At 48.3% G+C, this 13266-nt stretch carries 13 protein-coding genes; 12 read left to right on the top strand and 1 reads right to left on the bottom strand.

Annotation, left to right across the window (positions count from 1 at the left end; translation table 11 throughout):
* Positions 1 to 7 precede the first annotated feature (7 nt).
* The 12 genes from xseA to clpP all read left to right on the top strand — a co-directional run bounded on the left by xseA (position 8) and on the right by clpP (position 12665).
* Positions 8 to 1360 (top strand): exodeoxyribonuclease VII large subunit, encoded by a 1353-nt coding sequence (gene xseA / locus IEY46_RS14715; RefSeq protein ID WP_188993856.1) that lies wholly within the window; start codon positions 8 to 10, stop codon positions 1358 to 1360.
* A 4-nt stretch (positions 1361 to 1364) separates the two neighbouring features.
* Positions 1365 to 1619 carry an exodeoxyribonuclease VII small subunit gene (xseB, locus tag IEY46_RS14710; protein ID WP_188992738.1) on the top strand — a complete coding sequence of 85 codons (255 nt, stop codon included), beginning with the start codon at positions 1365 to 1367 and terminating at the stop codon, positions 1617 to 1619.
* Between the two features lie 2 nt (positions 1620 to 1621).
* Positions 1622 to 2533, top strand: a complete 912-nt coding sequence (locus IEY46_RS14705; protein WP_229750301.1) for a polyprenyl synthetase family protein — start codon at positions 1622 to 1624, stop codon at positions 2531 to 2533.
* Positions 2534 to 2643: 110 nt separating this feature from the next.
* Positions 2644 to 4545: a 1-deoxy-D-xylulose-5-phosphate synthase gene (dxs, locus tag IEY46_RS14700; protein WP_188992737.1), complete on the top strand. Its 1902-nt coding sequence runs from the start codon at positions 2644 to 2646 to the stop codon at positions 4543 to 4545.
* A 16-nt stretch (positions 4546 to 4561) separates the two neighbouring features.
* A complete protein-coding gene (locus tag IEY46_RS14695; protein WP_188992736.1) occupies positions 4562 to 5401 on the top strand; it encodes a TlyA family RNA methyltransferase in 840 nt (279 codons plus the stop codon).
* 219 nt (positions 5402 to 5620) lie between these two features.
* Positions 5621 to 6079, top strand: a complete 459-nt coding sequence (locus IEY46_RS14690; RefSeq protein WP_188993852.1) for a hypothetical protein — start codon at positions 5621 to 5623, stop codon at positions 6077 to 6079.
* Positions 6080 to 6122: 43 nt separating this feature from the next.
* The gene (gene ahrC / locus IEY46_RS14685; RefSeq protein ID WP_188992735.1) at positions 6123 to 6572 is read left to right on the top strand and encodes a transcriptional regulator AhrC/ArgR; all 450 of its coding nucleotides are present in this window, start codon (positions 6123 to 6125) and stop codon (positions 6570 to 6572) included.
* A 66-nt stretch (positions 6573 to 6638) separates the two neighbouring features.
* Positions 6639 to 8339, top strand: coding sequence for a DNA repair protein RecN (recN, locus tag IEY46_RS14680; protein ID WP_188992734.1), 1701 nt, complete (start codon positions 6639 to 6641; stop codon positions 8337 to 8339).
* 123 nt (positions 8340 to 8462) lie between these two features.
* Entirely contained in the window at positions 8463 to 9788 is a 1326-nt protein-coding gene (gene spoIVB, locus IEY46_RS14675; RefSeq protein ID WP_188992733.1) for a SpoIVB peptidase, read from the top strand.
* Positions 9789 to 10112: 324 nt separating this feature from the next.
* Positions 10113 to 10928, top strand: a complete 816-nt coding sequence (gene spo0A, locus IEY46_RS14670) for a sporulation transcription factor Spo0A (RefSeq protein WP_188992732.1) — start codon at positions 10113 to 10115, stop codon at positions 10926 to 10928.
* 364 nt (positions 10929 to 11292) lie between these two features.
* Positions 11293 to 12054 (top strand): RNA polymerase sigma factor, encoded by a 762-nt coding sequence (locus IEY46_RS14665; protein ID WP_188992731.1) that lies wholly within the window; start codon positions 11293 to 11295, stop codon positions 12052 to 12054.
* A gap of 26 nt (positions 12055 to 12080) precedes the next feature.
* Positions 12081 to 12665, top strand: coding sequence for an ATP-dependent Clp endopeptidase proteolytic subunit ClpP (gene clpP / locus IEY46_RS14660; protein WP_188992730.1), 585 nt, complete (start codon positions 12081 to 12083; stop codon positions 12663 to 12665).
* 209 nt (positions 12666 to 12874) lie between these two features.
* On the opposite strand, the gene IEY46_RS14655 is transcribed toward clpP, so the two are convergent.
* Complete coding sequence (locus IEY46_RS14655) at positions 12875 to 13174, bottom strand: DUF2627 domain-containing protein (RefSeq protein ID WP_188992729.1); 300 nt, start codon at positions 13172 to 13174, stop codon at positions 12875 to 12877.
* Between the last annotated feature and the right edge of the window lie 92 nt (positions 13175 to 13266).

Raw genomic sequence — 13266 nt, 5'->3', positions numbered from 1 at the left:
ACCGCATATGGCAGACGGTTCGCGCATTTTTTCGATCAAGGATATTAATAAGTATATCCGGATGAAGCTGGAATCGGATGTTCTTCTTGGCGATGTATGGCTGAGAGGGGAAATCTCCAATTTCACCCATCATTCCAGCGGGCATATGTATTTTACGCTTAAAGATAAGGATAGCCGGTTAAAATGTATTATGTTCGCTTCTCACAATCAGAAGCTCCCTTTCATGCCAAAGGAAGGGGCAAAAGTTCTTGCGCGCGGGAATATATCTGTATTTGAGCGGGATGGAAATTATCAGTTCTATGCCACTCAAATGCAGCCGGATGGTATCGGCAGCTTGTATTTGGCATTTGAACAATTAAAACGCAAACTGGAGCAGGAAGGGCTGTTCGATCAATCGAGAAAACGCGCCATTCCGCGCCATCCTAAAGCGATTGGGGTAATTACTTCGCCGACCGGCGCCGCAGTGCGCGATATTATGATTACGCTGCAGCGTCGCCACCCTTCCGTGCCGGTGCTGCTTTTTCCTGTACTTGTGCAAGGCAAGGGGGCGGCTCCTGCAATTGTTAGAGCGATTGAAATAATGAACCAAATGGCTGAGGTTGACGTATTAATTGTAGGGCGCGGAGGCGGTTCGCTCGAGGAGCTCTGGGCATTCAACGAGGAAGCGGTAGCCCGGAAGATAGCAGCCTCAGCCATACCGATTATTTCGGCTGTCGGCCATGAGACTGATTTTACCATTGCTGATTTTGTGGCGGATTTGCGAGCGGCTACGCCAACAGCTGCGGCGGAACTTGCCGTTGCCAATGTTATGGAGCTTGCCGGCCAGTTGAATCAGCTGCATAACCGCCTGCTTCTCTCGTTGCGCAATACGATATCCAGCCGCAGGGATCGTTTATTACGCATCCGCAGATCGCCGCTGTTTGTCAATCCGCGTAAATATTTGCTTCAGCAGGCTGAACGCCTGGACCGTCTGCGCGATAAGCTGGAGCATCGGACCCAGAGACAAACGCAGCGCAGCAGGGAAAAGCTGATGGGGTTGCGTTCGGCACTGGCAAGCGCTCACCCTGGAGGGAAGGCTGTATTTGCGCGTGCCCGCCTGCAGGGAACTTCACAGAGGCTGGAGGCCACTATGATTTCAACGGTCAAAACACATCGAATCCATCTAACTGCTTCGATTAGACAGTTGGATGCTTTAAGCCCGCTTAAAGTCATGTCACGGGGATACAGTCTTGTTTATGATGAACAGGAAAAATCGCTGATCAAGACGATCTCCGCTGTACAACCAGGAGATATAGTCAAAGTGAAGCTGGCTGACGGCCAATTGGAATGTCAGGTATGGGGGATGAAGGGAGAGGCTTAACCGGATGAGCAAAGAAGCGCAGCAGGAAGTAAGTTTCGAGGAAGCGATGGAGCGGCTGGAGGTCATCGTGAGCCAACTGGAGAACGGCGACGTTCCGCTCGAACAAGCAATCGATCTTTTTCAGGAAGGTATGAAAATATCCCAACTGTGTGGAGCAAAGCTGGAACAGGTGGAGAAAAAGATCGAAGTGCTGATCGAATCCGAAGGCGGCTTAATTAAAAAAACGTTTGCCCCGGCAAACGAAGATAAAGGGGAATAAACTTGAACGCTTCGGTTGTGACAGCAGATTACTTATCTCGTACAGCTTATGAAATCGAACAGGCGTTAAGAACATCTGTCCCGCAGGAATGGCCTGTTCCGGCCAAACTTCGCGAAGCGATGTTGTACTCCCTGGAGGCAGGTGGAAAAAGGCTGCGGCCGATTCTCGTTCTTGCAGCTGCGGAGGCGGTCAGGGGTGAGGGCAGCACATATGAGGCAGCGATGCCTGTAGCCTGCGCCATAGAAATGATTCACACGTACTCGCTGATCCATGACGATTTGCCGGCGATGGACAATGACGATTATCGTCGGGGCAAACCGACCAATCATAAGGTATTTGGAGAAGCTATGGCGATTTTAGCGGGGGACGGCTTGCTTTCTCATGCTTTCTATGCCGTATCCCAGACAGCATCTCTCGGCGTTCCTTCAGAAGTAGCGCTGGCGATCGTGTCTGATTTAGCTAAGCTGTCCGGAGCTTCGGGAATGGTCGGCGGTCAAGCCGCGGATATTCTGGGAGAACAGGGCGTAACTTCATTGACCGAGCTGGAATACATTCATTTGCATAAAACAAGCGATCTGATTGTATTCTCTATAACGTCAGGGGCCCGCATCGGTGGAGCTACTCCTGAGCAGTTGGCGGCGCTGGAGGAATTTGCACGCAAGCTGGGACTTGCTTTTCAGGTGCGGGACGATATTCTTGATCTTGTCGGTGACGAAACCAAGCTGGGCAAACCGGTACAAAGCGATGTGCAGCAGCAAAAGGTTACCTATCCTTTTATTATCGGAATGGAACAAAGCCTGGAGTTGGTGAAGCGTTTGACAAAGGAATCCAAGGAAGCGCTGCGGCAGGCTAATTTATCCATGCCCGAAAAACTTCTGTCGATCGCGGATTATTTAATGAACCGGGATCACTGATTTGCCGGCAGCCTTGGGCATTTACGACAATCTGTGTTATAATCTACGGAAGAAACGTCGAAAGTTCCCGGACTATGGTGGCTGCCAGCTGAGGAAAGCGAGGAAATAACGTGTTGCTCGAACAAATAAACGAGCCGAAAGATCTTAAACATCTGTCGGTTAATCAATTGGAGCAGCTTGCTGGAGAAATCCGCGAGTTTTTAATTGCAAAGCTTTCCGCGACGGGCGGGCATCTTGCGTCGAACTTAGGCGTAGTGGAGCTAACGCTCGCTTTGCATTTTTTGTATGACAGTCCTAAAGATAAATTTATTTTTGATGTGGGACATCAGTCTTACGTTCATAAAATATTGACGGGCCGAATGAGTCAGTTTGATTCGCTGCGTCAGTTTAAAGGCCTGTGCGGATTTGTCAAACGGGCAGAAAGCGAACATGATGTCTGGGAAGCCGGACACAGCAGCACATCCTTGTCTGCGGCAATGGGCATGGCGCTTGCCCGCGATTTGAAAGGCGAGGACAACAAAGTGGTCGCCGTTATCGGTGATGGAGCCCTTACGGGCGGCATGGCGCTTGAAGCTTTGAATCACATCGGTCACGAGAAGAAGAACCTGATGGTCATATTGAATGACAATGAAATGTCAATTGCGCCGAATGTCGGCGCCCTACATCACTACCTGGGTAAAATTCGAACGGACCGTCATTACCAGAAAGCCAAAGAAGAACTAAACCAACTGCTTAACAAAATCCCGGCTATTGGCGGAAAATTGGCCAAAACAGCCGAAAGACTCAAAGATAGCATCAAATATTTACTCGTCAGCGGTATTTTATTCGAACAGTTCGGGTTTACGTATTTCGGTCCTGTAGACGGACACGATATTAACCAACTGCTTGATGTCATGGAGCAGGCAAACAATGCCTCAGGGCCTGTTCTGGTTCATGTTATTACCGTTAAAGGAAAAGGCTATTCACCCGCTGAGGCGGATTCCTATAAATGGCATGGCATTTCTCCGTATAAAATCGAATCGGGCCAGGTTCTGAAGGCTGTAGGCCCCCCGATGTATACCGAAGTATTTAGCGACGCATTAATTGAGCTAGCCCAAAAGGATAAGCGGATCGTAGCCGTTACGCCGGCTATGCCGGGAGGCTCGGGTTTAACCAAATTTGCGAAGATATTCCCTGATCGGATGATTGATGTGGGCATCGCCGAGCAGCATGCCGCAACAATGTGTGCAGCGCTTGCTATGGAAGGGATGAAGCCCGTATTCGCGGTGTATTCCACCTTCCTGCAGCGGGCTTATGACCAGGTGGTCCACGATATTTGCAGACATAACGCGAATGTTGTATTCGCCATAGATCGGGCCGGTTTTGTCGGACCGGACGGGGAGACTCACCAGGGCGTGTACGATATCGCATTCCTGCGGCATATTCCGAATATGGTTCTAATGATGCCCAAAGACGAGAATGAGCTCCACCGCATGATGATAACGGCGTTCGAATACAATGAAGGGCCTATTGCGATTCGCTATCCGCGTGTAAACGCGCTGGGTGTTGCGATCGACAAACAGAGCACCCCGCTGCAGATCGGCAAATGGGAGACGGTACGCGATGGCGATTCAGCTGTCATTCTGGCCATCGGACCCATGCTTCAGGTAGCCGAAGAGACAGCGGAGCAGCTCAAAAGAGAAGGACTCAATATCCGGATTGTTAATGCCCGCTTTATCAAGCCACTCGACGAGACCATGTTGCTTCAGCTGGCCAAGGAAGGCTTGAATATGATTGTTCTGGAAGAAGGCGCGGTTCAAGGCGGATTAGGCAGCGCCGTCCTGGAATTTTATTCAATCCATAATAAATCTTATAATGGATCGGTACGTCTTGTCGGAGTTCCGGATCTATTTATCGAGCATGGTTCCATACCGGAACAGCGCAGGGAAGCAGGATTGACCAGCGAGCGTGTGGCGTCAGAGATCAAATCAATGCTTCCGCTTGTGCGGAAACGAGCTCATGGACCCGCATAAGATCGGAGATTGAATGATGACGACAGCTAAGGAACGCATCGACATTCTGCTTGTTGAGCAGGGCTATTACGAAAGCCGGGAAAAAGCAAAAGCCGCTTTGATGGCAGGACTTGTCATTGTGGATGGGGAACGGATTGAAAAGAGCGGCATGAAAGTTCCGCGCACCTCCGCTATCACAGTGAAGGGGGCTCCTCATCCATATGTAAGCCGCGGCGGGTTAAAGCTGGCTAAGGCCATCGACAAGTTCGAGTTGTCCCTCCAGGGGGCAGTCATGCTGGATATTGGAGCTTCCACGGGGGGATTTACAGACTGCGCCCTTCAGAATGGCGCAGCTTATGTCTATGCCGTGGATGTGGGTTATAACCAGCTGGATTGGTCCTTGCGCCAGGATAGCAGAGTAGACGTTATGGAGCGGACGAATTTTCGCTACACGCAGCCTGCTGATCTGAAGGGGCCCCAACCGGACTTTGCGACCATTGACGTATCGTTTATCTCCCTCAAGCATATCCTGCCTGCACTGGGTACGCTGCTTGCGGATGGCGCAGGGACGGTCGCGCTGATCAAGCCTCAGTTCGAAGCGGGGCGGGAGAACGTTGGCAAATCAGGCGTTGTCCGGGATCCCAAGGTGCATGAGGAAGTATTGAACAGAGTCCTCGGGTACGCCGCGGAGCTTGGTTTTTCCTTGCAGCATCTTACCTTCTCACCCATTACGGGTGGAGAAGGTAATATCGAATTTTTGGCTTACTGGATCTGGAAGCCGGGGACAACGGAGCCGCCACTGTCAGTAGAAGCCGTTGCGGCTCTTGTTCAAGAGGCTTCCCGGACGTTTGCACAGGGAAATTCCAAAAAAAGCTGAATATCGCTTCGTTTATTATTTAATGGATCCTATGGGGAGCTTTCCTGGAAGTCAGGGGAGCTCTTTTTTTTGTATATTCGGCCGTGCCCCCTTTGCAGATGGCTATTTTTTTGTTAAACTAGAAAAAACCAAACAAGCGTTCGTAATTTCTGCAAAGAGGAAATACACCCGCCAGCGCGAATGAATTTAAGAAGAGCGATTGGACAGGGAGGGGTTTCCTTGGGTAAATACGGGGATTGGCTGGTTATGCTGATTGCCGGCGGGATTATTGTGTTCTGGCTGTATCGTGTTTTCTACCGCTGGCTTCACGAGCCGCCGGGCATGAATTCGAAACTGCTTCTCAGCGAAGCCGAGGATGTCGATGATACGGATGAGAATGTCCGATTTCTGGAGCAGGCCGGTTATGAAGTGACTCACGGCAAATACAGACTTCCGATCCGCATCGATCTGGATGGACTGGAACTGCAGAGCCGATTGTTCATTGATTTAATTGCAGAGAAGGATGGCAAATATTATATTGTCAAAACTTCCCGTGACCGCATGCCAATGGATTGGACGGGCAGCGGGGTGAGGGATAGACTTCTGGTTTATGCACTTCTTCTGCCTGAAAGTGAAGGCGTATTGTTCATCGATCAAAAAGACAAAACCATACGGAAGATTACTTTCCGATTCGGATAAATTTTAAATACAACTGAAATAGAACTTAAAGAGGGGGGCTCCCATGAAAAGTGTCAGGCATATGAAGATTCGTGAAATGATAACCGGCAAAATTATTGAAACACAGGATGAGCTTGTTGATGCGCTTAGAGAAGCGGGATTACAGGTGACTCAGGCAACCGTTTCCAGGGATATTAAAGAACTGCAGCTCATTAAGGTTTCGGCTGAGGGCGGCCGTTATAAATATTCCTTGCCGCAGGAGCAGCGCATGAATCCCATCCACAAGCTGAAACGAACGCTTGCCGATCATTTCCTGCATATTGACCACACGGAGAATCTGGTTGTTATGAAATGCCTGCCGGGAACGGCGAATGCCATCGGCGCGATGATCGACAATATGGAATGGCCGGAAGTAATGGGAACCATATGCGGCGATGACACCATTCTGATTATTTGCCGCACCAAAACGCAAAGCGAAGAGGTTATTGACAGATTACTGGATTTGATGAACTAGGCTGGTTCAAGCGTTACCAATCCGCGGCGCCATAGCCGCATGGGAAGACTTAAGGAGGGGACATTCATGCTTCGCGAGCTGTCTATACGCAATTTGGCCGTTATTGAATCGGTAACTGCTCATTTCCATGATGGATTCCATGTGTTAACCGGAGAAACAGGGGCGGGCAAATCCATTCTGATCGATGCGCTCAGCCTTGTCGTCGGAGGAAGAGGATCATGCGATATGGTGCGGTATGGCTGCAACAAAGCTGAAATTGAAGCCATGTTTGATTTGCCTGGCAACCATCCGGTATGGAGGACATTAGAGTCGTTTGGAGTGAATGCATCGCCTGATGAGGAGCTTGTCATACGCAGAGAACTTTCCTCGCAGGGTAAAAGCGTCAGCCGAATTAACGGTCATATTGTGACGATGTCCATGCTTCGCGAAGCAGGGGAATGTCTCGTAAATATTCATGGGCAGCATGAGCATCAATCGCTTCTGCGAACGGAGAAGCATTTGGATTGGCTGGATTTGTATGCGGGTGTCAAAGTCATGGACAAGCTTGATAAATACCGCACCACCTACAAACAATATGAAAAGGTTCGTTCCCAGCTTCGGGAATTGGAGGATTCGTCGAGGCAAAATATGCAAATGCTTGATCTGTACCGATTTCAGATTGAAGAAATTAGCGCTGCCGATCTAAAAGTTGGCGAGGATGAATCACTTCAAGAAGAAATGCAAAAACTAATGCATGCCGTAAAACGCCGTCACGCGGCTTCGGAGGCGTATGAGCTTGTATATGGAGACAAAGGTCTGGATGCGATAAATCGGGCGATTTCCCGGATTGAAGATATCCGCGGCTATGATGAATCTGTTCTTTCTCCGCTTCTGGAGCAGCTTCAGTCGGCTTTTTATCAGCTGGAGGATTCGGCTTTTCAATTGAGGGATTATCGGGACGGGGTTGATTCCGATCCGGAACGACTTGACATTATTGACGACCGGCTTAATATGATAAACAGTCTTAAACGCAAATATGGAGAGCAAATTCAGGATATTTTGACCTATTTAAAGAAAATAAAATCGGAAGCGGATAAAATCGAAAATCGCGACGAGCATATCGCGAGGCTTCGCGACGAGCAGCAGAAGCTGTTCGAAGAAGCTTATCGTTTAGGCAAAGTGCTCTCCACGCTCAGACGGCATGCGGCTGATCGACTTGCCGTTGCCATCGAAAGCGAGCTCAGGCAGCTTCAAATGGAAAGAACGACCTTTCGCGTGCAGCTTCAACAGCATGAGGAAGGCGAGCACCACCGCCTGCTGCCCAATGGAATTGATGAAGCGGCTTTTCTTATCGCTCCAAATCCGGGCGAACCGCTTAAGCCGCTAAGCAAAATCGCTTCCGGCGGGGAAATGTCAAGAATTATGCTCGCTCTGAAATCAATATTTGCTTCAATCGATCAAGTGCCGGTTCTAATATTCGATGAAGTGGATACGGGAGTCAGCGGCCGGGCGGCACAAGCGATTGCCGATAAGCTGTCTCGTTTATCGGAAATGTGCCAGGTATTCTCCATCACTCATTTGCCGCAGGTTGCCTGCATGGCAGATCATCATTATGAAATTCTTAAAACCATTGTAGCGGAACGTACGTCCACAAGGGTTAAGGAGCTTGAGCCTAATTTACGTATTGAAGAGCTGGCCCGTATGCTGGGCGGCGTAGAAATAACGGAAAAAACAAGACATCATGCACAAGAAATGCTTGACTTGGCATTCAGACAGAAGGGAGCGTAATTCAAAGCCAATCCGGGAATGATTTTGGCGACATAAAAGGCAATGGCCAAGGAGACCTTAAGTGTACGCAAATGACGAACTCCATTCTCGTCAAGCGATTTAGCAACAGGGAGTGTGAAGTCATTGAATGCCAATCAGCGAAAGCGATGGCTTGGTCTTGTTCTTGTCCTTATCGTCTGCATGCTAGGTATTTCGGCTCCATTTCAACATTTCGCCGCTTTTCCAAATGAGTTGAGACTTTTTTCCGGTCAATTGAAGCAATTGGATTATGTGATGCCCGTACATGCGCAAGTTACGGTCGATCCACATATTCTGCAGGTCAACGGATCCAATAATCGTTCCATATCGGTTGATCTCAACAAGCCATTGTCTCTTCAATCTAATTATAGTGGCGAAACCACAATGAAGTTGAAATTATTTGGCAAGATTCCGTTTAAAACGGTGAAAGTCAACGTTGTTCCTGATCTCAGAGTCGTACCCGGCGGCCAAACAATTGGCGTCAAAGTGAAATCCGCTGGAATTATGGTTGTAGGCCATCATCAAGTGCTGCGTGCCAACGGATCAAAGGTGTCTCCAGGTGAGCTCGCCAAGCTCCAGCTAGGCGACCTTATTGTGAAGATAAACGGTCAATTCGTTAATGAAGTGCATAAAGTGGCACGGATAGCAGAAGAAGCCGGTGGTGCGAAGCAGCCGATTAATTTAACGGTGAAGCGAGGCAGCCAGCTTTTTGAAACCAAGCTGGATCCGGTCTATGATACCGAGGATAAAGCGTGGCGATTAGGACTGTATATTCGTGATTCCGCAGCAGGTGTTGGCACGCTAACTTTCTTTGCACCCGACCAGGGCGTTTACGGGGCACTGGGACATGTCATAACCGACATGGATACACAAACGGCCATTGAGGTAGGAGAAGGACAGATTTTACAATCGAACGTAACTTCAATCAACAAAAGTCAAAACGGTGAGCCCGGTGAAAAAAGAGCTCATTTTATCAAGGAAAGCAAGGTGCTGGGCAATATTGAACGAAATACGCCATTCGGCATCTTCGGTAAAATGACAGAGCTCCCGGATCACAGCTACAAAGAGCAGGCTATTCCAGTGGCATTTGCAGAAGAGGTTAAGGAAGGTCCTGCACAGCTCCTAACGGTTGTGAATGGTCAGAAAGTAGAAAGATTCGATGTGCAGATTGTCCATGTTACGCATCAATCTTCACCTGCTACAAAAGGGATGGTCATTAAAATCACCGATTCGCGTCTTCTTCAACAAACGGGAGGAATCGTACAGGGCATGTCAGGCAGTCCCATCATTCAGGATGGCAAACTAATTGGAGCTGTCACGCATGTGTTTGTCAACGATCCAAGCTCCGGTTATGGCTGCTTTATTGAATGGATGCTTCAGGACGCCGGCATTTTGTTAAAGCAGAACCAGAGAAATCTTAAGGCGGCTTAACGCCCCTTAAGGTTTTTTGTTATCTTCTCAAGCAGCAGTTATGGATACTCAGTGGCCATGCAATTCATCAATATCATATCTGTGCAGCATAGCGGGGCATGGTTCCATGTGGAGTTTTGTCGAATAAATACGAAAAATGATAGTTGATGTAATAAAATTTTAATTATAAAGCAGTTCGAATAAAAAATAAAGAAAAAGATTATTCGACAGAAGGAATTTGATTTTGAGTGTCGAAAATGTTTAGTAGACAGGAAGCGAAAAGAACAGAATAAGGCATCAAAAAAATCAGATTGATGGCAGATCGAGTCTAAGGAGGACTATACCTTGCAAAAAATCGAAGTATTGTTAGCGGATGACAACCGAGAATTTACGAATTTATTATCGGAATACATTTCGGAACAAAATGATATGGTCGTCACCGGGGTTGCGTACAATGGTGAAGAAGTGCTTCGACTGCTGGAGGAAACACGCGAAACGCCTGACGTTCTTATTTTGGATATCATCATGCCTCATTTGGATGGACTTGGCGTGCTGGAGCGGCTGCGTGAAATGAATTTATCTCCTATGCCGAAAATCATTATGTTAACTGCATTCGGGCAAGAGAACATCACACAAAAAGCAGTACAGCTGGGTGCTTCCTACTACATATTGAAACCATTCGATATGGAAATTTTGGCAAATCGGATTCGCCAGCTGGTCGGTAATTCAACTGTTATTTCATCATCATCTTCCTCCTACTCCTCCTCATCGATTCTGAAATCAAATGTGGTGCCTATTCCAAAAGGTAAAAACCTGGATGCTAACATTACAAGCATTATCCATGAAATTGGGGTTCCGGCTCATATTAAGGGTTACCAGTATTTACGGGAAGCGATTACAATGGTTTACAATAATATTGAAATTCTGGGGGCCATTACGAAGACTCTTTATCCGGCAATCGCCGAAAAATTCAAAACAACTCCTTCCCGGGTTGAACGCGCTATCCGTCATGCCATTGAGGTCGCATGGACGCGCGGCAACATTGACAGCATTAGCCATTTATTTGGCTACACCATAAATATTTCCAAATCCAAGCCAACCAATAGCGAATTCATCGCAATGGTCGCGGATAAGTTGCGGATCGAGCACAAAGTAAGCTGAGTCTAATAGGAGTAAGGGATTTCGGCTGTTTGGTGCTAAAACAATTTTGGCGGTAAATATCTGAAATCATCGTTTCTATACCGATAAACTTCTATGTATCATACCAACTAATACCGTTATTTATTGGGGCTAAAATCCAATAAAGGGCGGTATTTTTTTGTTATGGTTGAAGCTGGATTGGCAGAACTGTAGCCAATAGAGCTTGGTGTTTTATGCTGATTTCGAAGCCCATTTGCACGGCAAATGGTTGACATCTATCCCGCATGGAAAGATATTAATGATATCATCATGTTTTCCGCGTATCTTTTGAAGTCACTTATTCGTTTACTAAATTGAAGCGACAATAACGAGGAGGTGCCGCGTCGTGATATGTGGAACTAAGAATGAAACAGGATTAAATGGCGGAATACAACCAGATATGGAGCAGCTGCTTTCAGTCTTGAAGCGTTATTGCCTGACGCTTACAACTAGCTCCTGGGATGCAGAGGATCTTGTGCAGGAAACTTGTATGCGGGCGCTTCCCGTGGTAAATGGAGCTCAGCTTCATCCAAACCCGGCAGCCTATATGCTTCGTATTGCCAAAAATCTCTCGATCGATCAGGCGCGGCGAAGGCTTGCAGCCAGCCGCGCTTTGGATGCCAATATGCAAGACTTCTACACTGAAGCTGAACCTTCTCATGAAATCGAAAATGCGATTAGCTTGCTGGTGCGTCATGTTTCTCCTTTGCAGCGGCATGTATTCCTTCTGCGTGAGGTGTTCCGCTATTCGGGAGCGGAAGTAGCCGGTATCCTGGGTACATCGGAAGGAGCGGTCAAGGCTGCGCTCCATCGGGCCCGTACGGCATTGGATAAACGGATCCAGCACAGTTTTTCGTCCAGGGAATCCGATTGGTTCAGGGATGAAGCGCAGCAAGCAGCCGACAATGACTTGGCGATGGCATATGTAAAGGCGATCCGTGAAGCGGATCCCCAAGCGATTATCAGACTTGCTCAAACGAATAACGGGCAACTAGACATGATTCAGGCTGTTGGACGGATATCAGGCCATGTGCCAACGACAACTGCTGCGTATCGTTCGGGCATAGACGCAACTTGTTCGTGGCGGACGCTATCTGCTGCAGCTTGAATCCGTAAAGGAGAGAATAAAATAAAATGAATCTCACCCCCTATGTGATTGAGCAGAACAAAAACGGTGAACGCAGCTACGATATTTATTCCAGGCTGCTGAAGGACCGGATTATTATGGTGAGTGGTGAAATTGAAGATCAAATGGCCGGTTCCATCGTGGCCCAATTATTGTTTCTCGCCGCCGACGATCCCGAAAAGGATATTACCTTGTATGTAAACAGCCCAGGAGGTTCGGTGACAGCCGGCTTCTCCATCTATGATACGATGCAGTTGATCAAGCCGGATGTATCCACGGTCTGCACGGGTTTTGCCGCAAGCTGGGGGTCCGTACTGCTTACTGGAGGCGCAAAAGGGAAACGTTATGCGCTTCCGAACAGCGAAGTGATGATTCACCAGCCTATCGGGGGAGCACGAGGGCAAGCATCTGATATTCAGATTCATGCCAACTGGATACTGCGGACAAGGGATAAGATCAATGGCGTGCTTGCCCATCATACAGGCCAACCGATTGAACGGATTGAACAGGATTCAGACCGTGATCATTTTATGTCCGCCGAGGAAGCCAAAGATTACGGCTTAATCGACGGGATTATTACCCATATGGCTTAGCAGCTTCCGGGCTGTGCCCCATAAATAAAGGAGTCTCTTTCGGGCAGCGGCCTGAAAGAGGCTCCTTTCATACGTTTGGCATTTTTCGCAGCGTATGCAGCTCCCCTGCGTGCACTGTGGCTCTGACACGAGTTGTTCTCCCCGAAGGTGGATTTCCAGACAAAAAAACTTGTACCGCCAGCACCTGTCAGGTGCGCGATACAAGTTTTTTAGGCGTTTTGCCCTGGACGCGGCGGGCGGGGGCGCTTCTCGCGGAAACGCGACTGGAGATAATTCCGTTTCTTGTCGCGGAAGAAGGTCCAGCCTCCGATAAAACCGGCGCCAATGAGAAACAGCAGCATCCCTCCGATAAAGAGCCACCATTCGAAGACGGGGGTTATCCGATCATCGCCAAAAGATGAAAAATAATGGAAAACGGCATCCTTCATAAGGAGAAATCCGTATGTCGCCCCAAGCCCGGGGATAACCAGCAATAAAATAGCAATCAAACGGACTGCAACCTGCTTCATAATACCAAATCCTCCTGATCAGCAAAAAAACAACTTTAAGCTAGCGTGAGCAGCCAAAGTCATTCATTTCTATCTGTTAATCATACCTTTTT

The organism is Paenibacillus nasutitermitis (assembly GCF_014641075.1).
In the GTDB taxonomy this organism is placed as follows: domain Bacteria; phylum Bacillota; class Bacilli; order Paenibacillales; family Paenibacillaceae; genus Paenibacillus_Z; species Paenibacillus_Z nasutitermitis.
The sequence above is the reverse complement of the archived record's forward strand: the minus strand, read 5'-3'. Positions and strand labels throughout refer to the sequence as shown.

What these genes read in the sequence shown, in the direction of transcription:
- recN (WP_188992734.1), top strand. Translation starts at nt 6,639, where the DNA reads ATGCTTCGCGAGCTGTCTATACGCAATTTGGCCGTTATTGAATCGGTA.
- IEY46_RS14655 (WP_188992729.1), bottom strand. Translation starts at nt 13,174, where the DNA reads ATGAAGCAGGTTGCAGTCCGTTTGATTGCTATTTTATTGCTGGTTATC.
- IEY46_RS14695 (WP_188992736.1), top strand. Translation starts at nt 4,562, where the DNA reads ATGACGACAGCTAAGGAACGCATCGACATTCTGCTTGTTGAGCAGGGC.
- clpP (WP_188992730.1), top strand. Translation starts at nt 12,081, where the DNA reads ATGAATCTCACCCCCTATGTGATTGAGCAGAACAAAAACGGTGAACGC.
- xseA (WP_188993856.1), top strand. Translation starts at nt 8, where the DNA reads ATGGCAGACGGTTCGCGCATTTTTTCGATCAAGGATATTAATAAGTAT.
- ahrC (WP_188992735.1), top strand. Translation starts at nt 6,123, where the DNA reads ATGAAAAGTGTCAGGCATATGAAGATTCGTGAAATGATAACCGGCAAA.
- xseB (WP_188992738.1), top strand. Translation starts at nt 1,365, where the DNA reads ATGAGCAAAGAAGCGCAGCAGGAAGTAAGTTTCGAGGAAGCGATGGAG.